The sequence below is a fragment of the Pseudomonas sp. GL-RE-29 genome (assembly GCF_019947275.1).
In the GTDB taxonomy this organism is placed as follows: domain Bacteria; phylum Pseudomonadota; class Gammaproteobacteria; order Pseudomonadales; family Pseudomonadaceae; genus Aquipseudomonas; species Aquipseudomonas fluorescens_A.
In genome coordinates this window covers 81,522-103,547 of record NZ_JAGYGD010000015.1, presented here as the reverse complement: position 1 = coordinate 103,547, position 22,026 = coordinate 81,522, and the positions used below count along the sequence as shown (strand labels likewise).

21 protein-coding genes are annotated in these 22,026 nt (G+C 60.7%); 15 read left to right on the top strand and 6 right to left on the bottom strand.

From position 1 onward, the window contains the following. Nucleotides 1-102: 102 nt before the first annotated feature. From KGB21_RS14590 to KGB21_RS14530, 13 genes are all read left to right on the top strand, one after another. On the top strand, nt 103-1,374 hold the full coding sequence (locus tag KGB21_RS14590; protein WP_034148121.1) for a glutamate-5-semialdehyde dehydrogenase: 1,272 nt from the start codon (nt 103-105) through the stop codon (nt 1,372-1,374). Between the two features lies 1 nt (nt 1,375). Continuing rightward, a complete protein-coding gene (gene nadD / locus KGB21_RS14585) occupies nt 1,376-2,065 on the top strand; it encodes a nicotinate-nucleotide adenylyltransferase (protein WP_155292747.1) in 690 nt (229 codons plus the stop codon). A 73-nt stretch (nt 2,066-2,138) separates the two neighbouring features. After that, nucleotides 2,139-2,633, top strand: a complete 495-nt coding sequence (rsfS, locus tag KGB21_RS14580; RefSeq protein ID WP_056855808.1) for a ribosome silencing factor — start codon at nt 2,139-2,141, stop codon at nt 2,631-2,633. Between the two features lie 9 nt (nt 2,634-2,642). Further along, nucleotides 2,643-3,110, top strand: coding sequence for a 23S rRNA (pseudouridine(1915)-N(3))-methyltransferase RlmH (gene rlmH, locus KGB21_RS14575; RefSeq protein ID WP_007937439.1), 468 nt, complete (start codon nt 2,643-2,645; stop codon nt 3,108-3,110). A 10-nt stretch (nt 3,111-3,120) separates the two neighbouring features. After that, complete coding sequence (mrdA, locus tag KGB21_RS14570) at nt 3,121-5,016, top strand: penicillin-binding protein 2 (protein ID WP_034148124.1); 1,896 nt, start codon at nt 3,121-3,123, stop codon at nt 5,014-5,016. Between the two features lie 31 nt (nt 5,017-5,047). Further along, complete coding sequence (rodA, locus tag KGB21_RS14565) at nt 5,048-6,151, top strand: rod shape-determining protein RodA (protein WP_052321239.1); 1,104 nt, start codon at nt 5,048-5,050, stop codon at nt 6,149-6,151. Between the two features lie 17 nt (nt 6,152-6,168). Continuing rightward, a complete protein-coding gene (gene mltB / locus KGB21_RS14560) occupies nt 6,169-7,179 on the top strand; it encodes a lytic murein transglycosylase B (protein WP_223505495.1) in 1,011 nt (336 codons plus the stop codon). After that, on the top strand, nt 7,179-8,183 hold the full coding sequence (locus KGB21_RS14555; protein ID WP_223505494.1) for a septal ring lytic transglycosylase RlpA family protein: 1,005 nt from the start codon (nt 7,179-7,181) through the stop codon (nt 8,181-8,183). Before mltB ends, KGB21_RS14555 begins: the two co-directional genes overlap by 1 nt. A gap of 181 nt (nt 8,184-8,364) precedes the next feature. After that, nucleotides 8,365-9,522 carry a D-alanyl-D-alanine carboxypeptidase family protein gene (locus KGB21_RS14550; RefSeq protein ID WP_034148128.1) on the top strand — a complete coding sequence of 386 codons (1,158 nt, stop codon included), beginning with the start codon at nt 8,365-8,367 and terminating at the stop codon, nt 9,520-9,522. 84 nt (nt 9,523-9,606) lie between these two features. Beyond that, entirely contained in the window at nt 9,607-9,882 is a 276-nt protein-coding gene (locus KGB21_RS14545) for a DUF493 domain-containing protein (RefSeq protein WP_034148129.1), read from the top strand. Next, on the top strand, nt 9,882-10,529 hold the full coding sequence (lipB, locus tag KGB21_RS14540) for a lipoyl(octanoyl) transferase LipB (protein ID WP_034148130.1): 648 nt from the start codon (nt 9,882-9,884) through the stop codon (nt 10,527-10,529). Before KGB21_RS14545 ends, lipB begins: the two co-directional genes overlap by 1 nt. A 1-nt stretch (nt 10,530) precedes the next feature. After that, nucleotides 10,531-11,553 carry a lipoyl synthase gene (gene lipA / locus KGB21_RS14535; RefSeq protein WP_034148131.1) on the top strand — a complete coding sequence of 341 codons (1,023 nt, stop codon included), beginning with the start codon at nt 10,531-10,533 and terminating at the stop codon, nt 11,551-11,553. Nucleotides 11,554-11,723: 170 nt separating this feature from the next. Beyond that, on the top strand, nt 11,724-12,671 hold the full coding sequence (locus KGB21_RS14530) for an LD-carboxypeptidase (protein ID WP_223505493.1): 948 nt from the start codon (nt 11,724-11,726) through the stop codon (nt 12,669-12,671). 87 nt (nt 12,672-12,758) lie between these two features. Here the strand turns inward: KGB21_RS14530 and KGB21_RS14525 are convergent, their stop codons facing one another. The 5 genes from KGB21_RS14525 to leuS all read right to left on the bottom strand — a co-directional run bounded on the left by KGB21_RS14525 (nt 12,759) and on the right by leuS (nt 18,916). Next, nucleotides 12,759-14,081, bottom strand: coding sequence for a lytic murein transglycosylase (locus KGB21_RS14525; RefSeq protein WP_034148133.1), 1,323 nt, complete (start codon nt 14,079-14,081; stop codon nt 12,759-12,761). Between the two features lie 62 nt (nt 14,082-14,143). Next, nucleotides 14,144-14,308: an alternative ribosome rescue factor ArfA gene (gene arfA / locus KGB21_RS14520; RefSeq protein WP_003237016.1), complete on the bottom strand. Its 165-nt coding sequence runs from the start codon at nt 14,306-14,308 to the stop codon at nt 14,144-14,146. Between the two features lie 230 nt (nt 14,309-14,538). Then, a complete protein-coding gene (gene holA / locus KGB21_RS14515; protein ID WP_034148134.1) occupies nt 14,539-15,576 on the bottom strand; it encodes a DNA polymerase III subunit delta in 1,038 nt (345 codons plus the stop codon). A 39-nt stretch (nt 15,577-15,615) separates the two neighbouring features. Further along, the gene (gene lptE / locus KGB21_RS14510; protein ID WP_034148135.1) at nt 15,616-16,221 is read right to left on the bottom strand and encodes an LPS assembly lipoprotein LptE; all 606 of its coding nucleotides are present in this window, start codon (nt 16,219-16,221) and stop codon (nt 15,616-15,618) included. Nucleotides 16,222-16,309: 88 nt separating this feature from the next. After that, entirely contained in the window at nt 16,310-18,916 is a 2,607-nt protein-coding gene (gene leuS, locus KGB21_RS14505) for a leucine--tRNA ligase (protein ID WP_034148136.1), read from the bottom strand. A gap of 280 nt (nt 18,917-19,196) precedes the next feature. On the opposite strand from leuS, the gene KGB21_RS14500 reads away from it, so the two are divergent. Further along, nucleotides 19,197-19,517 (top strand): hypothetical protein, encoded by a 321-nt coding sequence (locus KGB21_RS14500; RefSeq protein WP_034148137.1) that lies wholly within the window; start codon nt 19,197-19,199, stop codon nt 19,515-19,517. A 108-nt stretch (nt 19,518-19,625) separates the two neighbouring features. Then, nucleotides 19,626-20,387 (top strand): YdcF family protein, encoded by a 762-nt coding sequence (locus KGB21_RS14495; protein ID WP_034148138.1) that lies wholly within the window; start codon nt 19,626-19,628, stop codon nt 20,385-20,387. A 100-nt stretch (nt 20,388-20,487) separates the two neighbouring features. Here the strand turns inward: KGB21_RS14495 and lnt are convergent, their stop codons facing one another. Next, nucleotides 20,488-22,011 (bottom strand): apolipoprotein N-acyltransferase, encoded by a 1,524-nt coding sequence (lnt, locus tag KGB21_RS14490; protein WP_034148139.1) that lies wholly within the window; start codon nt 22,009-22,011, stop codon nt 20,488-20,490. Nucleotides 22,012-22,026 lie beyond the last annotated feature (15 nt).

The window sequence follows — 22,026 nt, the reverse complement described above, 5'->3', positions numbered from 1 at the left end:
ATTTCGACCATCCGCCCGTCACCGCTGTTAGTCAGTGGACGCGACAGCTATAATCTGCCGCTTTACTCTTTACCACGACCTTGGAAAAGACCACGCCAGACCATGACTGAGCCCGTTCTTGACTACATGACCCGTCTGGGTCGCGCTGCCCGCGAAGCTTCCCGCGTCATCGGCCGTGCCAGCACTGCGCAGAAAAACCGTGCGCTGCAGGCGGCTGCCAACGCGCTGGACGCTGCACGCGCCGAGTTGACCGCTGCCAATGAGCTGGACTTGGCAGCTGGCCGCGCCAATGGTCTGGAACCGGCGCTGCTCGAGCGTCTGGCGCTGACTCCGGCGCGTATCGACGGGATGATCGTCGGGCTGCGTCAGGTCGCTGCACTGCCGGACCCGGTGGGCGCGATCCGCGACATGAGCTATCGGCCGTCGGGTATCCAGGTCGGCAAGATGCGCGTGCCGCTGGGTGTGATCGGGATCATCTACGAGTCTCGGCCAAACGTGACCATCGATGCTGCCAGCCTGTGCCTGAAGTCCGGCAACGCGACCATCCTTCGTGGCGGCTCCGAAGCCATTCATTCGAACCGAGCCATTGCCGCCTGCATCCAGCGCGGCCTGGCCGAGGCCGATCTGCCGGCCGCCGTGGTGCAAGTGGTCGAAACCACTGACCGTGCCGCCGTTGGCGCCCTAATCACCATGCCCGAATACGTCGACGTCATCGTGCCCCGTGGCGGCCGTGGCCTGATCGAGCGCGTCAGCCGTGACGCCCGCGTGCCGGTGATCAAGCATCTGGACGGCATCTGCCACGTTTACGTGAGCGAGCGCGCCGACCTGGCGAAAGCCCAACGCATTGCATTCAACGCCAAGACGTACCGTTATGGCATCTGCGGTGCGATGGAAACGCTGCTGGTCGATGAATCCATTGCGAAAGATTTCCTGCCGTCGATGGCTGCCCAGTTCCGCGAAAAAGGCGTCGAGCTGCGTGGCTGCGAGCGCACCCGGGCGATCATCGATGCCGTGCCGGCCACCGAAGAAGACTGGAGCACCGAGTACCTGGCGCCGATTCTGTCGATCCGCGTGGTCGACGGGCTGGACCAGGCCATCGAACACATCAACCATTACGGCTCTCACCACACCGATTCGATTGTCAGCGAACACCAGGGCGACACCCGGCGTTTCGTGGCTGAAGTCGACTCTTCGTCGGTGATGATCAACACCCCGACGTGCTTCGCCGATGGCTTTGAATACGGATTGGGTGCCGAGATCGGCATTTCTACTGATAAGCTGCACGCCCGCGGACCGGTGGGCCTCGAAGGTCTGACCTGCGAGAAGTACATCGTGGTCGGTGATGGCCAGTTGCGCGGACAGGAGTCGGTCTGACTTGGGCGACCTCGACCCGTCAGCCCCGGTAACCGCCAGCGCGCCTCGACCTCGACGCATCGGCGTACTGGGCGGGACTTTCGACCCGGTGCACATCGGCCATTTGCGTGGTGCGCTGGAAGTCGCCGAATCGCTGGCGCTCGATGAGCTGCGTCTGACACCCAGTGCCAGGCCGCCCCATCGGAATACGCCGCAAGTGTCGGCGAAGGACCGTCTGGCAATGGTCGAGTGCGCGGTGGCCGGTGTGGCGCCGTTGGTGGTGGACGCCCGCGAATTGCAGCGGGACAAACCGTCCTACACCATTGATACCCTGGAGTTGATGCGTGCCGAAATGGCCGCCGAGACCCAGGTTTTTCTGCTTTTGGGCTGGGACGCATTTTGCGGCCTGCCCACTTGGCACCGCTGGGAAGAGTTGCTCCAGCATTGCCATATCCTGGTGTTGCAACGCCCGGATGCCGACAGCGAACCGCCGGATGCCTTGCGCAACCTGCTGGCAGCGCGCTCGGTGAGCGACCCGCTGGCCCTCAAAGGGCCGAGTGGACAGATTGCATTCGTCTGGCAGACGCCGCTCGCGGTATCCGCCACCCAGATCCGTCAACTGCTGGCCAGCGGTAAGTCGGTACGTTTCCTGGTGCCCGACGCGGTCCTGGCCTACATCGATGCGCACGGACTCTACCGTGCGTCGAACTGAATAGGAGTGCCTCAAGGCACGTAGCAACAACGTGTATTGAAGCGCCCGAACATACGAGCAAAACGAGTTTTATATGACGAACAACGAAGTAAACAAAGTTAAGCGCAAAGGCACGTTCAAGAGCGCTCCGCTGCCAGAAAAGGTGCTCGCTGCCGAGCCGCCTAAAGGCGACGAGCTGGTCAAGATCGCCGTAGCCGCCCTGGAAGACGTCAAGGCCCAGGACGTGCTGGTCATCGACGTTCGCGACAAGCAGAGCATCACTGACTACATGATCATCGCTACCGGTACCTCCAACCGTCAGATCGGCGCGATGCTGGACAAGGTCCGTGAAGCGGTCAAGGCCCTGGGCATCAAGCCACTGGGTGAAGAAGGCAAGGGCGACAGTGACTGGGTGCTGCTGGACATGGACGACGTGATCGTCCACATGATGACCTCCAACGCCCGTCAGTTCTACGACCTGGAGCGCCTGTGGAAAGGTGCCGAGCAGAGCCGTGCCGCCGATGGCAAACACCACAGTCCTGAAGTTGGTCACGAGCATTTCAACAAGCTCAACAAAGACCAGGAATAAGGAACGGCTGTGCGACTGCGACTGATCGCCGTCGGTTCACGCATGCCCAAATGGGTGGAAGAGGGCTGGCATGAATATGCCAAGCGTCTTCCGTCCGAGCTGGCGCTGGAACTGGTGGAAATTCCGCTCAACACCCGGGGCAAGAATGCCGACGTGGCGCGCTTCATCCGTCAGGAAGGCGAAGCCATGCTGGCCAAGGTCGGGCCTAACGAGCGCGTTGTGACCCTCGAAGTCCACGGCAAGCCCTGGAGCACCGAGCAACTGGCGGTCGAACTCGATCGCTGGCGGCTGGACTCGCGCACGGTGAATTTCATGGTCGGCGGTCCCGAAGGGCTGGCGCCGGAAGTGTGTGCCCGTGCGGATCAGCGCTGGTCGTTGTCGCCATTGACGTTGCCGCACCCGCTGGTGCGAATCCTGATCGGCGAACAGCTGTATCGTGCCTGGACAGTGCTGTCCGGCCACCCTTACCACAAGTAGTTCTGCCCTCATGCCTCAGCCGATCCGCATCAAGGACCACGAAAAAGACGCCCGTCTGGTGCGTGGCCGCGTCGTGTTCGGGGCAATTGCGGTCGTGGCGCTGATCGGCGTGTTGATTGCGCGCCTGTATTTCCTCCAGGTGATCCAGTACGACTACCACTCGACCCTGTCGGAAAACAACCGCGTCCACGTGCAGCCGATTCCGCCGACCCGCGGGTTGATTTTCGACCGCAATGGCGTGGTGATTGCCGACAACCGGCCGAGCTTCAGCCTGAGCATGACCCGCGAACGCTCCGGCGATTGGCAGCAAGTGCTCGACGTGATCGTCGAGGTGCTGGAACTGACGCCTGAAGACCGGGTGATTTTCGAGAAGCGCATGCGCCAGGGGCGTCGGCCGTTCGAGCCGGTGCCGATCCTGTTTGAGTTGACCGAAGAGCAGATCGCCCGCATCGCCGTGAACCAGTTCCGGTTGCCGGGGGTGGAAGTGGTCGCGCAATTGGTTCGGCACTACCCGCAGGGCGCGCACTTTGCGCACTCGGTGGGCTACATGGGGCGGATCAACGAGAAAGAGCTGAAAACGCTCGATCCAGTGAGCTACAGCGGCACCCATCAAATTGGTAAAACCGGCATCGAGCGCTTCTACGAGCCGGAGCTGCACGGTCAGGTCGGTTACGAGGAAGTCGAGACCAACGCTCGGGGCCGTGTATTGCGGGTGCTCAAGCGTACCGAACCGATTTCCGGCAAAGACATCGTCCTGAGCCTGGACATCAAACTGCAGGAAGCCGCCGAAGCCGCGCTCGGTGGTCGCCGTGGCGCAGTGGTAGCCCTGGACCCGAAAACCGGCGAAGTACTGGCGATGGTCAGTCAGCCGAGTTTCGACCCGAACCTGTTTGTCACCGGCATCAGCTCCAAGGCTTATTCCGAACTGCGCGATTCCATCGATCGACCCCTGTTCAACCGCGTGCTGCGCGGTCTGTACCCGCCGGGCTCGACGATCAAGCCAGCGGTGGCGATTGCCGGTCTGGACGCCGGCGTAGTGACGGCTTCGACCCGGGTGTTCGACCCCGGTTATTACATGCTGCCTAACTACGATCACAAGTACCGCAACTGGAACCGCACCGGTGACGGCTTCGTCGACCTCGACACGGCGATCATGCGTTCCAACGACACCTACTTCTATGACCTGGCCCACAAGCTGGGGATCGATCGGTTGTCGGCGTACATGACCAAGTTCGGCATCGGTCAGAAAGTCTCTTTGGACATGTTCGAAGAGTCGCCGGGCTTGATGCCGACGCGAGAGTGGAAGCGCGCGACGCGCCGCCAGGCGTGGTTCCCTGGCGAAACGCTGATTCTCGGGATCGGCCAGGGCTACATGCAGTCGACTCCGTTGCAACTGGCCCAGGCCACGGCGCTGGTGGCCAACAAAGGCATCTGGAACCGTCCGCACCTGGCCAAGACCATCGAAGGCGAGAAACCGGTGGATGAGAACCCGATGCCGGACATCATCCTGCGTGACCCGTCCGACTGGAACAAGGTCAACCACGGCATGCAACAGGTGATGCACGGCGCCCGCGGTACGGCGCGCAAAGCGTCGATCGGTGCGCAATACCGCATCGCCGGCAAGAGCGGTACGGCCCAGGTGGTCGCGATCAAGCAGGGCGAGAAGTACGACCGCTCCAAGGTTCAGGAGCGCCACCGCGACCACGCCTTGTTCGTTGGTTTTGCACCGGCCGACGACCCGAAAATCGTGGTCTCGGTGATGGTCGAAAACGGTGAGTCCGGCTCCGGCGTTGCTGCGCCGGTGGTGCGGCAGATCATGGACGCCTGGCTCCTGGGCCAGGACGGCCGGTTGAAGCCCGAATACGCCAGCCCTATCAGTGCAGAGGCAACCGCCCGTGATGAATAATTTTGACCGCATGCTCTCCAGTGAGGATGTGATGCGTCGCCGCGCGACGCTGCTGCAACGCCTGCACATCGACGGGCCGCTGCTGATTTTGCTGCTGACTCTCGCGGCCGGCAGCCTGTTCGTGCTGTATTCCGCCAGTGGCAAAAGCTGGGATCTGTTGGCCAAGCAAGCCACTTCGTTCGGCATCGGTCTGGTGTCGATGATCGTCATCGCCCAGTTCGAGCCGCGCTTCATGGCTCGCTGGGTACCGGTCGGCTATGTGGTCGGCGTGCTGTTGCTGGTGGTGGTGGACGTCATGGGGCACAACGCCATGGGCGCCACGCGCTGGATCAACATCCCCGGTGTAATCCGCTTCCAGCCTTCGGAATTCATGAAGATCCTGATGCCGGCGACCATCGCCTGGTATCTGTCCAAACGCACCTTGCCGCCGCAACTCAAGCATGTCGGCATCAGCCTGATGCTGATTGGCGTTCCGTTCATCCTGATCGTGCGGCAACCGGACCTTGGCACTTCGCTGCTGATCCTCGCCGGCGGCGCCTTCGTGCTGTTCATGGGCGGCCTGCGCTGGCGCTGGATTCTCAGCGTGCTCGCCGCTGCTGTACCAGTCGCCGTGGCGATGTGGTTCTTCATCATGCACGACTACCAGAAGCAACGGATCCTGACCTTCCTCGACCCGGAAAGCGATCCGCTGGGCACTGGCTGGAACATCATTCAGTCCAAGGCGGCCATCGGCTCCGGCGGCGTGTTCGGTAAGGGCTGGTTACTCGGCACCCAGTCGCACCTGGATTTCCTGCCGGAAAGCCACACCGACTTCATTATCGCGGTCATGGGCGAAGAGTTCGGTCTGGTGGGCATTTGCGCATTGCTGCTGATCTACCTGCTGTTGATCGGTCGTGGCCTGGTGATTACCGCCCAGGCCCAGACTTTGTTCGGCAAGTTGCTGGCGGGCGCGCTGACCATGACGTTTTTTGTATATGTTTTCGTCAACATCGGTATGGTCAGTGGCCTGTTGCCGGTGGTGGGGGTGCCGTTGCCTTTCATTAGCTACGGAGGAACTTCGCTGGTGACGCTGCTGTCAGCGTTTGGGGTTTTGATGTCGATCCATACCCATCGTAAGTGGATCGCGCAGGTTTGAATAAGGTGAAGATTTCAATGCAAGTAATGCGTGGCTGGGCGACTCGATACGCGCCATGGGTCGGCCTGGTAAGCATCCTTGGCACTGCGCAGGAAGCGTTGGCCGGCGATTACGAAGGCTCGCCTCAGGTGGCCGAATTCGTCGGTGAAATGACCCGCGACTACGGTTTCGCCGGCGAACAACTGATGGGCGTGTTCCGCGAAGCCGAGCGCAAGCAGTCGATTCTGGACGCGATTTCGAAACCCGCAGAACGGGTCAAGCAGTGGAGCGAATATCGCCCGATGTTCATCACCGATGCGCGCATCGCCCGTGGTGTGGATTTCTGGCGTCAGCATGAGGCGGTCCTGGCCCGGGCGGAGCAGGAATACGGTGTGCCGGCCCAGGTGATCGTCTCGATCATCGGTGTTGAGACCTTTTTCGGACGTAATACCGGCAATTTCCGGGTAGTTGATGCCTTGTCGACCCTGGGTTTCGACTATCCTCCCCGTGCCGAATTTTTCCGCAAGGAATTACGTGAATTCCTGCTGCTGGCCCGTGAAGAGCAGGTCGATCCGTTGACCCTCAAAGGCTCCTACGCCGGTGCCATGGGCTTGCCTCAGTTCATGCCGAGCAGCTTTCGCGCCTATGCGGTGGATTTCGACGGTGACGGCCACATCAATATCTGGACCAATCCTGACGATGCGATTGGCAGCGTTGCCAGTTACTTCAAGCGTCATGGCTGGGTCGCCGGTGAGCCGGTGGTCAGCCGCGCTGATGTGCGCGGCGATCAGGCGGACGAAGGTTTGACCACAGGCATCGAGCCGACTAAAACCGTCGGAGAGTTGCGGGCCCTGGGCTGGTCAAGTCATGATGCGCTGCGCGATGATATGCCGGTTACCGCTTTCCGGCTGGAAGGCGACAAGGGTCCCGAATACTGGATGGGCCTGAAGAATTTCTACGCAATCACGCGTTATAACCGCAGCGTGATGTACGCCATGGCCGTACATCAACTGTCTGAACAGCTGGTCCAAGCACGGGGCGTCAAGTAATGCGGGCATTGCCTATGAATAAACCCCTGAAGCTGATGGCATTGGCCGCGTTGGCAGTGCTGGTCGCCAGTTGCTCGACCAGTCGCGCGCCGACGCAGAAATCCACGACCGCCGTGCGCTCGGCGCCGGGGCTGGACATCAACCGCGCTCACAAGGATGGCGCGCCATGGTGGGATGTCGATGTGTCGCGCATCCCGGATGCCACGCCAACCCTGCACACCGGCCCGTACAAGGCCAACCCGTACACCGTGCTGGGCAAGACGTACTTCCCGTTGCAAGAATCCAAGACTTACGTTCAATCGGGCACTGCATCCTGGTACGGCACCAAGTTCCATGGTCAGAACACCGCCAACGGCGAAGTCTATGACCTCTACGGCATGAGCGCCGCACACAAGACTTTGCCACTGCCGAGTTACGTTCGGGTGACTAACCTGGACAACAACAAGACCGTGATCCTGCGAGTCAACGACCGCGGGCCGTTCTATTCGGACCGGATCATCGATTTGTCCTACGCCGCGGCCAAGAAACTTGGCTATGCCGAAACCGGCACGGCGCGGGTCAAGGTCGAAGGCATTGACCCGCAGCAATACTGGGCAGCCAAGGGGCGTCCGGCGCCTTTGATGCTCAACGAGCCGCAAGTCGCGCAGAATAGCGCCCCGGTGATTACGTCTAAGGCCGGTACGGTCGAGCAATGGACGCCGCCGCCGCAGCAACACGCCGCCGCTGTCGTGCCTGTACAGATCGACACGAAAAAACCATCCGCCGCTTCCACTGGCCAGTACCTGCAAGTAGGTGCTTTCGCCAACCCGGACGCTGCCGAACTCTTGAGATCGAAGCTCAGCGGAATGGTGAGCGCTCCGGTGTTCATCAGTTCAATCGTGCGCAATCAACAAACGCTGCATCGGGTACGCCTGGGGCCAATTGGTTCGCCGGGTGAAATACAGCAAGTGCAGAACAGTGTGCGCCTGGCCAATCTGGGTTCGCCAAGTGTGGTCACCGAGTAATACGTAGGACTTGTTTGACGGTTCATCCGCAGTCGGGGATGAATCAGGTTGTTGGCTCGTCGAAGAACAAAAGCCCGGCAAGGGTTGCAGAGTGAACGACTGAACACGCGATAACCCGTTAGAGGTTATTTGATTAGTTTTTGCCTTCGGGCAAGTTTCCATTAGCGATTTCGAGAGACGGATGAACATCACCACCTTTGCCAAACGCCTGTGCCTTCTAGTCCCGCTGCTCCTCTCGCCTGCCGCATTCGCGGTCGAGATGATGCCGTCGCCACCGCAACTGGCCGCCAAGGCCTACGTGCTCATGGACGCCAGCAGCGGCAACGTGCTGGTCGAGAACAACGGTGACCAGCGTCTGCCGCCAGCCAGCCTGACCAAGCTGATGACGGCTTACATCGCGACCCTGGAAATCCGTCGCGGCCAGATCGGTGAAAACGATCCGGTCACCGTCAGCGAGAACGCCTGGCGTACCGGCGGTTCGCGGATGTTCATCAAGGTCGGCTCGCAAGTCACTGTCAGTGACCTGCTGCACGGCATCATCATCCAGTCGGGCAACGACGCCAGTGTTGCGCTCTCCGAGCACATCGCCGGCAGCGAAGACGCGTTCGCCGACATGATGAACAAAACCGTTGGCGACCTGGGCATGACCAACAGCCACTTCATGAACCCGACCGGACTGCCGAACCCGGAGCATTACTCGTCGGCTCACGACATGGCCGTGCTGGCTCGCGCGATCATTCACGAAGACCCGGCTCACTATGCGATCTACTCGCAGAAAGAGTTTTTCTGGAACGGCATCAAGCAACCTAACCGTAACCTGCTGCTGTGGCGCGACAAGACTGTCGACGGTCTGAAAACCGGCCACACCGACGAAGCGGGCTACTGCATGGTGTCTTCGGCCGTGCGTGATGGCATGCGTCTGATCGCCGTGGTGTTCGGCACCAACAGCGAAGTGGCTCGCGCCGCCGAGACCCAGAAGCTGCTGACCTACGGTTTCCGTTTCTTCGAAACCCAGACCTTCTACCAGAAAGGCGCCGAACTGGCTCAGGCTCCTGTCTGGAAAGGCGCGACCAATCAAGTCAAGGCCGGCCTGGCTGAAGACCTGACCATGACCCTGCCGAAAGGCCAGCTGAAAAAGCTCGCTGCCAGCATGACCATGAACCCGCAACTGGTCGCACCAATCGCCAAGGGCGACGTGATCGGTAAAGTCGAAGTCAAACTGGACGACAAGGTAGTGCACAGCGCTGACCTGATCGCTCTGGATGGCGTCGAAGAGGGTGGTATCTTCCGCCGCATGTGGGATAGCATCCGTCTATTCTTCTACGGCTTGTTCAACTGATAGTGTGCACCTGCATGGCCTCGCGCTCATCCGGCGTGGGGCTATGCCCGTCGCCACGGCTTACGCTTACGAGGCCGTTACGCCATGACCGATACCGAAGTAAAGGCGCCTAAGATCGAATTCCCCAACGTTGATTACCCGGTTAAGGTGATCAGCGATACCGGTGTAGGCAACAAGGACAAGATCATCGAGATCGTCATGAAACACGCGACGATCAACCATGACCGCGTTGATGAGCGCCAAAGCACCAACGGCAAATACACCACGATTCAGTTGCACATCGTCGCCACCGACCAGGACCAGCTGTACAACATCAACAGCGAACTGCGGGCTACCGGCTTCGTGCACATGGTGTTGTGATGTCTGGCACGCTGGGCTTTCGCGAGCTCGGCCAGATGGCTTACGAGCCGGTCTGGCATGCCATGCAACGGTTTACCAACGAACGCGGCAGCGATGCCGCCGACGAAATCTGGCTGGTCGAGCACCCGCCGGTGTTCACCCAGGGGCAGGCCGGCAAGGCCGAGCACTTGTTACTGCCGGGAGATATCCCGGTGGTGCAGGTCGATCGCGGTGGTCAGGTGACGTATCACGGTCCCGGGCAACTGGTGGCTTATTTGCTGCTGGATGTGCGCAAGCTGGGATTCGGCGTGCGAGACCTGGTGAGCCGCATGGAGTCGTGCCTGATCGAGCTGCTCGCCAGCTATGGCGTGACCGCCGCCGCCAAGCCGGATGCGCCGGGTGTCTATGTCGATGGGGCGAAAATCGCTTCTCTGGGTCTGCGGATCCGCCACGGTTGTTCCTTTCATGGCCTGGCCCTGAACGTGGACATGAACCTGGAACCGTTTCGACGGATTAATCCCTGCGGCTATGCCGGGCTGGCGATGACCCAGCTGAGCGATCACGCAGGATCGATTGAATTTGCCGAGGTAAGTGCCCGGCTGCGTGCGCAGCTCGTCAAACACCTCGACTATGCTGAGCAGACGACCCTAACGGGCGGAATCGACTGATATGACTACTGATGCAGTGCAAACCATGATCCCGACGCAGGATGTCACCGAGCGTCCGGCCCCGCGTGCCAAGGTTGAAGCCGGCGTAAAGCTGCGCGGCGCCGAGAAGGTTGCACGCATCCCGGTAAAGATCATTCCGACCACTGAGCTGCCGAAAAAGCCTGACTGGATTCGTGTGCGCATTCCGGTATCTCCGGAAGTCGACCGCATCAAGGCCCTGTTGCGCAAACACAAGCTGCACAGCGTCTGCGAAGAAGCCTCATGCCCGAACCTGGGCGAGTGCTTCTCCGGCGGCACCGCGACCTTCATGATCATGGGCGACATCTGTACCCGTCGCTGCCCGTTCTGCGACGTTGGTCACGGTCGTCCGAAGCCACTGGACGTCAACGAGCCGGAAAGCCTGGCCATCGCCATTGCCGACCTGCGCCTGAAGTACGTGGTAATCACCTCGGTAGACCGCGACGACCTTCGTGACGGCGGTGCCCAGCACTTTGCCGACTGCATCCGCGAAATCCGCAAACTGTCGCCGAACGTACAGCTCGAGACCCTGGTTCCGGATTACCGTGGCCGCATGGACATCGCCCTGCAAATCACCGCGGCCGAGCCACCGGATGTGTTCAACCACAACCTGGAAACCGTGCCGCGCCTGTACAAGGCTGCGCGTCCGGGTTCGGATTACCAGTGGTCGCTGACCCTGCTGCAACGCTTCAAGCAAATGATGCCGCACATCCCGACCAAGTCCGGCCTGATGCTGGGTCTGGGCGAGACCGACGACGAAGTGATCGAAGTCATGAAGCGCATGCGCGAGCACGACATCGACATGCTGACCCTGGGCCAGTACCTGCAACCGTCCCGCAGCCACTTGCCGGTGCAGCGCTTCGTGCACCCGGACACCTTCGCCTGGTTCGCCGAGGAAGGTTACAAGATGGGCTTCAAGAACGTTGCTTCGGGTCCGCTGGTGCGTTCGTCGTACCACGCTGACGAGCAGGCGAAGCTGGTCAAGGCCGAGCTGATGTCGTCCTGATCCATCGCATGAGTTGAAAACGCCCGCACGGCTTTAGGCCTTGCGGGCGTTTTTTTGTCCCGGATACGGCAACTGCAGTGTTTTTTGTAATCAGCGGCGCAACAAACCCTCTTCTGTTTATTCCCGTTCCTGATTACTGTGTGTAGAGGTTTCACGCCAGGGAGATATGGATGACCGCTCGACCGACCCACACCCTTTGCCCTAATGCCCCGGTCCCGCTATTGCCGTCAGAAGGGCAGATTGGCGTTATTGCACCGGCCGGTCCCGCGGCGCTGGACACGCGTAAAGCGGTGCAATGGATGCGCGCACGGGGCTATTCGCTGAAAGTGTTTCCAGGCGTCTATGAGACCAGTGGCTACCTGGCCGGTAGTGACGACGTGCGGCTCAATGATTTGCACGCCGCGTTCGCCGACCGCGAGGTCGATGCAATCATCTGCCTGCGCGGCGGCTACGGCACGCCACGGCTGCTCGACCGAATCGACTTCGATCTGTTGCGCAACAACGCCAAGCCGTTCATCGGTTACAGCGACATCACGGCGTTGCACCTGGCAATCAGCCGCTATGCCGGCTTCGTGACATTCCACGGTCCGCTGCTGAACGCAGACTTGCTGGGAAACCGGCAGCCGCCCACCGAGTTTTCATTCTTCAACATGCTGAGTGGCGAGGTGAAGGCAGGTAGCGTGCTGGCGCACCCCAAGGCTTATCCGTTGACCACAATCGAGCCTGGCATCGCTCATGGGCGCTTGTTGGGGGGCAATCTGTCGATGATCGCCGCGACCATGGGTACGCCCTACGAGATCGATGCCGAGGGCGTCATCCTGTTTATCGAAGACATCAACGAGCCGCTGTATCGCATCGACCGGTTGCTGACCCATCTGCGGTTGGCGGGCACGCTGCACAAATTGCGCGGGGTTCTGGTGGGGGATGTGGCAGGGGTAGAGGTGACAGCGCTGGAGCGGTTGCTCAAGCAGACGTTCGAGCCGTTGCAGATTCCAGTACTGTCGGGTTGGCGCAGTGGGCATTGCGACCCGAACCTGACGTTGCCGATGGGGGCGTTGGTGAAGCTGGACGCGGGGAACAAGGTGTTGGTGTTGGAGCAGGATGTTGTTACCCGGTAAATAACAAAAAAGATCGCAGCCTGCGGCAGTTCCTACAGAATTACACGAAACTCTGTAGGAGCTGCCGCAGGCTGCGATCTTTTCTTTTTAGCGGTTACGCAATCCTTCCAGCAACTTGTGCGTCGGATAACCATCCGCCGGCCAGCCGAATGACTGTTGGGCGCTGCGGATCGCCTTGCGTGTATTGGCGCCGATGATGCCGTCGGCGGTGCCCGCGTCGTAGTTCTGCGCGCTGAGCAGGTTTTGCAATTCAATTCGCTCGGTGCGGCTCAACGGCAAATCATCCTTCGGCCAGGTGCCGCTGATCAGGCCCCCGCCATTGAAGCGCTCGGACAACAGGCTCACCGCCAGGGCGTAGGACGACGAGTTGTTGTACTTGAGGATCGCCCGGAAGTTGTCGAGCACCAGGAATGCCGGACCACGATAACCGGCCGGCAGCAACAACGCTGCGGACAGTTGTTCGGTGCCTGGCGGAACCTGGCCGCCGTTAGGCATCATCACGCCCAGTTGCCGCCATTCGGCGACACTCTTGCGGATCGTGCCATCGGCCAGCACGTAGTTGAAGCTGCTCGGCAGTTGCACTTCGAAGCCCCACGGCTGGCCTTTCTGCCAGCCGGAGCTTTGCAGGTAATGCGCGGTCGAGGCCAGCGCATCAGCGGTGCTGCCCCAGATATCGCGGCGACCGTCACCATCGAAGTCCACTGCGTGGGTGTTGTAAGTGGTCGGGATGAACTGCGTCTGGCCCATGGCGCCGGCCCAGGAACCGAGCATTTTCTCGGGTTCGATGTCGCCTTGTTGCAGGATCTGCAGGGCGGCGATCAATTGCGCGTGGGCGAAGCCGGGACGTCGACCTTCGTAGGCCAGGGTCGCCAGCGAGTTGATCACCGACTTGCTGCCCTGGAACTGGCCGAAATTACTCTCCATGCCCCACACCGCGACCAGTACCTGACGGTCGACACCATAGCGCTGTTCGATGCTTCGCAGAATGCCGTCGTATTCGCTGATCAGCGCCTGACCTTTGCGTACGCGCAGGGGGGACAGGGCGCCATCGAGATATTCCCACACCGGTTTTGCGAATTCCGGTTGGCTGCGGTCGGCGCGGATGACGCTGGGGTCGAGGCTGACGTTGGCAAAGGCCCGGTCGAACAGATCGGCGCGGATGCCGGCGGCCAGAGCGTCCTTGCGGAAACCGGCCTGCCACTCGGCGAAGGTCTGGGTAGGCTGGATATCGAGATTTTCGCCGCTCGGCACCACAGGCGGGATGACCGCTGGGGCGGTGGCAACGGGGAGTGACTGAATCGGCTGGGCGTCAGCGGCGGTGGGTTTTTCCGCGCAGGCGACTAGCAAAATGAGGCTGGAGGCAGCAATCAATTGGCGTACGGGCCAACGATGGGAAAGACAAAAGGGCATGCACAGGTCCAGGAAATACGTATCAAGTGCAGACCTTAACATGTTGAGCGGATGCATGCCTTTCAGGCCGCCAGAAAGTAAGAAGCCTCCCAGCTATCAGACTGGAAGGCTTCGCGGCGGTAGCTGCCTTTGCCCTTGCCGGCTCGTTCCTGGCGGCTGCGGAACAATGGCTGGGCGATGATGGATTTGGCCTTGTTGGGGCCGTGTTTGGACGGCTTTTTGCTCATGATGGTCTCTCGCAAGTGATGGGTTTTTGCGGGGCAAATCATCGGCCGAAGTTGGGGTTCTGTCCAGTCCCGCGATGTGTAGGGAATGATGATATGTGGCGAGGGAGCTTGCTCCCGCTCGGCTGCGGAGCAGTCGTAAACTTGTAAGCGCGTATTAACAGAAAATGCTCGGCGTTTGGTTTGGGGACTTCGTAACCCAGCGGGAGCAAGCTCCCTCGCCACAAAACGCCTTATTCAGCAGGCAACGACAATCTTTGCCCAGCCATCAACAGCGATAACCGACTCAAGCTCATCCACGGCGAACCGGCCGCCTGACCTTTGATCTGCGCATCGATGCGCTGCGCTTCGAGCAACAGTTGCGCCCAGCGTTGCGCCGAATAGCGTTGCAGGGCTTTGCTCATCAGCGGTTTGCGCTTGTCCCAGACCGGCGGTCGCGCCTGGCTGAAGGCTTTGTCCAGGGGCACGCCCTGGCTGTATTGCAGTGACAAATTAGCCAGCAGGCGCAGTTCCCGGGCCAGGGCCCAGAGAATGACCGGTGGTTCGACACCTTCACCACGCAGCCCTTCAAGCATGCGCAGGGCATGGGCGGCTTCACCGTTGAGAATCGCATCGGTCAGCCCGAAGACATCGAAACGCGCGCTGTCGGCTACCGCCGCCTGCACGGTTTCCACGGTGATCTGGCCTTCTTCGGCCATCAATTTAAGCTTTTCGATTTCCTGGGCCGCGGCCAGCAGGTTGCCCTCGACCCGTGCGGCGATCAGCTCGACAGCGTCCTGGCTGGCGGAAAGCCCGGCCTGGGATAAACGCTGGCGGATCCAGCTCGGCAACTGGCTGACATCCACCGGCCAGATCTGCACGAACTGGGTTTGCGGGCCTTCGACCAGCGCCTTGCCCCACTTGGTTTTCTGCGCACTGCCATCGAGTTTTGGCAGGCTGATCAGCAGCAACGTGTCTTCGGCGGGTCGCGAGCAGTATTCGATGAGCGCAGCGGCACCTTTGTCACCGGGCTTGCCGGAGGGCAGCCGCAATTCCAGCAGGCGCTTTTCGGCGAACAGCGACATGCTCGCACCGGCTTGCAGCAACGTGCCCCAGTCGAAACTGGCGTCGGCGGCAAAGACCTGGCGTTCATCGAAGTCCTGTCGGCGGGCGGCGGCACGGATAGCGTCGGCGGCTTCCTGGCACAGCAAAGGATCATCGCCACTGATGACGTAGACCGGCGCGAGGGCGCCTTGCAGGTGTTTGGCGAGTTGGGCGGGAGCGAGCTTCATAAGAGAGGGCGAACGGGGCGCCTGAGCGCCCCGTAAGTCTTACTGCTGCGGCAGTTCGATAGGCGACTGACGCGGCGTTTCCGCTTCAGCCTTGCGCGCCGCTTCCAGTGCCGCGGCTTCAGCCTTGGCCTTGGCATCGGCGGTCTGCTGCAGCTGATCCAGTTGGGCTGGCGTCAGTTGTTGCAGGCGCAGCATCATCCGCTGAACCAGCTCGCGACGGGTTTCTGTCCGGGCAGTTGCGGCTTCCTGATCGGAACCTACCAGGTTGTTGCCGTCGTGGATAAAGATTTTCTGCACTTCAAGCTTGTCGCTCAGCAGGTCCAGGTCGCCCTTGCCGCGAATGTCGTAGTTGAGGACCGTGGTCACCTGGTACTCGCCAGTACGGCCGGCACCGGCGTAGCTGAGGATGCGCTGGCTTTCCTGCTCATCGGTCAGCACCAGTTTGTACGGTGCGCCGGTATAGACGTTGACGCCGCTGCTTTCCAGCACCTGACGCAGTTGCTTCACGGTTTCACCGTAGGAGTTACGCGCGGTCAGGTCGAGTTCCTTGATCGCCAGTTCGGTGGTCCCGGTGCCGCGCAGATGGAAACCACAGGCGCTCAGCAGGACCGCAAGGCCCATCACCAGCAAGTTGCGTTTGATCATTGTGTTGCTCCCCTTGAAACCATGTGGGCCGATCAGGCGGCCCGAAAGGTTTTACGCGGCGCCAGGCATGACCTGGCGCCTGATCCAATTAGCTGGCGACGATGTTGACCAGTTTCCCGGGCACCACGATCACTTTACGAATAGTCAGGCCATCGACGAAACGCAGCACGTTTTCGTTGGCGCGGGCAGCGGCTTCGACTTCTTCACGTGTCGCGCCGGCAGGCATTTCGATCTGGCCGCGGAGCTTGCCGTTGACCTGGATGACCAGCGTCAGGCTGTCCTGCACCAGTGCGCTGTCGTCCAGCACCGGCCAGCCAGCGTCGATCACCGGATCGGCGTGACCCAGTTGACTCCACAGCTCATGGCTGATGTGCGGGGTGATCGGCGCAAGCAGCAGCGTCACGGTTTCCAGGCCTTCTTGAACCAGTGCGCGATCCTGTTCGGTACCTTGCGGGGCTTTTTCCAGTACGTTCATCAGCGTCATCACCTGGGCGATGGCGGTGTTGAATTTGTGGTTCTGGCCGACGTCGTGGCTGGCCTGCTTGATGGCCTGGTGGATCGAACGGCGAATGGCTTTCTGTTCGTCGTTCAGGCTCGCAACGTCCAGTTTGCCCGGCAGGCCCTGGGTGACGTGCGCTTGAGCCAGACGCCAGACGCGTTTGAGGAAGCGATGCGAACCCTCTACGCCGGAGTCGGACCATTCCGCGCTCATGTCAGGTGGCGAGGCGAACATCATGAACAGGCGGCAGGTGTCTGCACCGAACTGGTCAATCATCGACTGAGGGTCGACGCCGTTGTTCTTCGACTTGGCCATCTTCTCGGTGCCGCCGATTTCCACCGGCAGGCCGTCCGCGATGAGCTTGGCGCTGATGACTTTGGCTTTGCTGTCGCGTTCGAGCTCGACGTCCGCCGGGTTAAACCAGGTGTAGGCACCGTTGGCTTCGCGACGGTAGTAGGTCTCGGCAATCACCATGCCCTGGGTCAGCAGGTTCTTGAACGGCTCGTTGGAGCTCACCAGGCCTTCGTCGCGCATCAGCTTGTGGAAGAAGCGCGCATAAAGCAGGTGAAGAATCGCGTGTTCGATACCGCCGATGTATTGGTCCACCGGCAACCAGTGGTCAGCCGCCGATTTTTCTACCAGGCCACCTTCAAAGTGCGGCGAGGCGTAACGGGCGTAGTACCACGAGGACTCGACGAAGGTGTCCATGGTGTCGGTTTCACGCTTGGCAGGCTGGCCACATTTCGGGCAGCTGCACTCGTAGAACTCGGGCATGCGCGCCAATGGCGAGCCGGCGCCATCGGGAACGACGTCTTCCGGCAGTACAACAGGCAATTGATCTTCTGGAACCGGCACATCTCCGCAGCTATCGCAGTGGATGATCGGGATCGGGCAGCCCCAGTAGCGCTGACGGCTGATGCCCCAGTCGCGCAGGCGGAACTGGGTGCGCGAGGCGCCCAGTTCCTTCTTGATCAGCGCGACTTCGATGGCGTCGAACGCGCCAGCGAAGTCGAGGCCGTCGAATTCACCGGAGTTGATCAGAGTGCCGTGCTCACCGTAGGCGTCTTGCCAAGGCGCCGGGTTAGTGTCGCCGGAGCTGGTACGCACCACCGATTTGACCGGCAGGTTGTACTTGTGGGCGAATTCGAAATCGCGCTCGTCGTGAGCTGGAACAGCCATCACCGCGCCATCGCCGTAGTGCATCAGCACGTAGTTGGCGACCCAGACCGGCAGTTTTTCGCCGGTCAGCGGGTGCTCGACGAACAGGCCGGTCGGCAGGCCTTTTTTCTCTTGAGTGGCAACGTCGGCTTCGGCCACGCTGCCGCCCTTGCATTCAGCGATGAACGCTTGCAGCTCAGGGTTGTTCTGCGCGGCCAGAGTGGCCAGGTGGTGTTCGGCGGCCACGGCAACGTAGGTCGCGCCCATCAGGGTGTCCGGGCGGGTGGTGAAGACTTTCAGGGCGCCGGTTTCGCCGATGGAATCGACGTTGTACGGGAACTGCACTTCCATGCCGCGGGACTTGCCGATCCAGTTGCGCTGCATGGTCTTGACCTGTTCAGGCCAGCCAGTCAGATCGTCGAGGCTCTCCAGCAGCTCATCCGCGTAGGCGGTGATCTTGAAGTAGTACATCGGGATTTCGCGCTTTTCGATCAGCGCGCCGGAACGCCAGCCGCGACCGTCGATCACCTGTTCGTTGGCCAGGACGGTCTGGTCGACCGGGTCCCAGTTTACGGTGCCGCTTTTTTTGTAGATCACACCTTTTTCGAACAGGCGGGTGAACAGCCATTGTTCCCAGCGGTAGTAATCCGGCTTGCAGGTGGTCACTTCACGGGACCAGTCCACCGCCAGGCCCAGGCTGCGCAGCTGGGATTTCATGTAGGCAATGTTTTCGTAGGTCCACTTGGCGGGCGCTACGTTGTTCTTCATCGCGGCGTTTTCCGCCGGCATGCCGAAGGCGTCCCAACCCATGGGTTGCAGGACGTTCTTGCCTTGCATGCGCTGGTAGCGGGATATCACGTCGCCGATGGTGTAGTTGCGCACGTGCCCCATGTGTAGTTTGCCGCTGGGGTAAGGGAACATCGACAGGCAGTAGTAAGTCTCCTTGCCTGGCTGTTCACTGACTTCAAAGGACTTTTGCTCGTCCCAGAATTTCTGGGCGGCGGCTTCAATTTCACGGGGCTGATATTGTTCGTGCATGGCTACTTTTGAACTGAATAGGGGTGGCCTAATCCTCTTCAATGCGACGCTGGACGGTGAACGCGCCAATTCGGCGTTTCGGTGTCCAGACGAGCTGGAAGTGGAGTTACAGGAAGCGCCGTAGCATACATGACCGCACTCTATCGAGGGAAACCCTGATTACGGCCGCGCGTCTCGCGAAAACGGCTGCGAGGGCCGTTGGTCGCGGCGTTCAGCCGGTTTGTTCATGGAAGCTAAGCTCTAACTGGGGAGTAGGTCTTATCTTCCAATGAGGTGAGGGATGGTTGAGTCACAGCGAAAAGCTACAAAACCGGAGTTGTACGAAAGACTGATCGATCGTCTTGGAATGGCCCTGGAAGCGGCAAAAACCGCTGGCCGTCTGCGTGATGAACGCCCGCTGGAGCTGGAATTGCGTGGCCTGAGCCCCGCAGAGTTTGCCCTGGTCAAGGCGTATCTGGATCGTTGTGAGCGTGAGACGCACGGATGCTTGTCTGAAGCAGTGAAGCAACTCGACGCACCACGTTCGGCCAAGATTATCTGGCTCAAGGACAAAGTACCCGGTAGAGACGCGGTAAAGGTCCGGTCTCTGCAATTCAAGTAAGGGTATAGAGCCGCGCTCCAGGGGCTTTTTTGAAGCATAGTCCTTCCGTATTTATTGTCCCATCGCGTCAACCCACTTAGGCTTCGAGCATCTTCATGGAGATGCTCGATGCCTTTTCGTTATTTCGTGAAACAACTTCTATTGCCTCCCGGCATTTTGTTGCTGCTGTTGGCGCTTGCCTGGTGGTTGCGTCGCTCAAGGCCGAGGCTCGCCGGTTTGTGTTTTGCTCTGGGTTTGGGCGGCTTCTGGCTGATGAGCCTGCCCGTCGTGGTGCAGTGGAGTGCCAAGTTGCTGGAACGTGAGCCGCCGCTGGCCATGAACGAATGGGCAACGCTGGGGCAGCGCGCGGATGCCATCGTGATTCTGGGTTCGGGACGCGAGCGAGGCGATCCGGCGTGGGGCGCCGACCAGCCAACCGGGGTGGGACTGGAACGCCAGCGTTATGCGGCCCGCCTGGCCAAGGCCTCGGGCCTACCGGTTCTGACCAGTGGCGGCCTGCATTATGGTACGCCGCCGACCGAGGCGAAATTGATGGCAGATTCACTGCGCGATGATTTCGGCGTGAACGTGCGCTGGCAGGAAGGACGCAGCCGCACGACCTGGGAGAATGCGCAGTTCAGCGCCGAAGTGTTGCTGCCCGAAGGGATCAAGCGCGTGGTGGTGGTGACGCAAGCCTGGCATATGCCACGAGCGGTCTGGAGTTTCCGCAAGGCCGGGTTTGAGGTGGTGCCAGCACCGGTTGGATTTTTAGGCGTGGACAACGCCCGGCCACTGGGTGGCTGGATGCCAGAGTTCAAATCGATCTGGCAGAGCGGGCAACTGTTGAATGAGGCGGTGGGGCAGATCGGGTATTCGTTGTTTTATCGGTAAAAGATCACAGCCTGCGGCAGCTCCTACAGTTGGAATGCAATCCCCTGTAGGAGCTGTCGAGTGAAACGAGGCTGCGATCTTTTGCAGGCGCTACGAATCTTCAGACAGTCTTGGCCATCCGGCTGGCAATCAACGCCCAGCCAAACAGCAGCACGCAAACAATGATCAGCGGCCACGAACGCCATTCCAGATAGGGCGTCAGGTTGTGCATCGGCACCACTTCGCCGTACAGGATGCCGCGTTCGAACTGCGGGATCTGCGTGGTGATCTGCCCAAACGGGTTGATCAGGCCGGTCACGCCGTTATTGGTCGCGCGGATCATCCAGCGACCAGCCTCCAGCGCGCGCATCTGAGCCATTTGCAAATGTTGCAGCGGGCCGATGGACGTGCCGAACCAGGTGTCGTTGCTGATCGTCAGCAACAGATCGCTCTGGGCGGCGAGGCTGGCGGCGAACTCCGGATACACCACTTCGTAGCAGATGAACGGCGCAATCTGATAGCCCTTGGCTTGCAGCATAGGCTGATCTGCAGGGCCTCGGGCAAAGTCCGACATCGGCAGGTCGAAGAAGGCGATCAGCCCGCGCAGCACATCCTGCAGCGGTACGTATTCGCCGAATGGCACCAGTTTCTGCTTGAGGTAAGTGCCATCGCCTTCACCGGCCACAGTGATGCCATTGAAGAAGCGTTTTTCATGACGCACGACTTCGCGGATGGGCACGCCGGTGATGAACGCCGAATCCCGATCGGAAGCGAATTTTCCCATCATGTCCAGGTAGCCCTCGGCGGACTCCTTGAGTACCGGGATCGCGGTTTCCGGCCAGATCAGCAGGTCGACGCGCTTGGAGCTGAAACTCATGTCGCGGTAAAGCGCCAACTGCGCGTTGAGCTGCGCCGGGTCCCATTTCATGCTTTGTTCGACGTTGCCCTGAATCGCCGCCACACTCAGCGGAGCACCGGCCGGGCTGGTCCAGGCGTGATGCTTAAGTGCCAGGCCGGCGACCCAAGGACCCACCAGCAGCAGGGCGCCCATCGCGATGAAAGCCTTGCGGCCCGTGCGAACCAGGCGCATGCCGTTGTAGATCAGTGCGGCGGTCAGGGCCAGCGTAAAGGAAATCAGCCACATCCCGCCGACGGGGGCGAGCCCGGTCAACGGGCCGTCGAGTTGGCTGTAACCGGAGTAGAGCCACGGAAAACCGGTGAGGAACCAGCCACGAAAGGCTTCCTGGCCGACCCACAACGCCGCAAAAGCCAGGGCATCGGCCAGCGGCGCTTCGTTGCGCCGCAGCCATCGCGCCCAAAGCCAGGCCGGCAGGGCGAAGAACCAGGCAATTGCCGCCGTAAAGATCAGCATCAGGAACCCGGCCAGCAGCACTGAAGCGCCGCCGAAGTGGTGAATGCTGTAGTAGATCCAGCTGGTACCGGCGCCAAACAGGCCGAAACCGAAGCACCAGCCACGACCCAAGGCCTGACGTGGGCTCAGTTCACGCAAGCCGGCGTAGAAAAGCCCGACCGCCAGCAATGCCAGCGGCCAGATATCGAATGGCGCCAGGGCCAGGGTGGTGATAGCACCGGCCGCCACGGCCAGCAGGTTACCGGGCCAGCCGGGGCGGGTTGTCCAGCGCATTTCAATCCTTAAGTT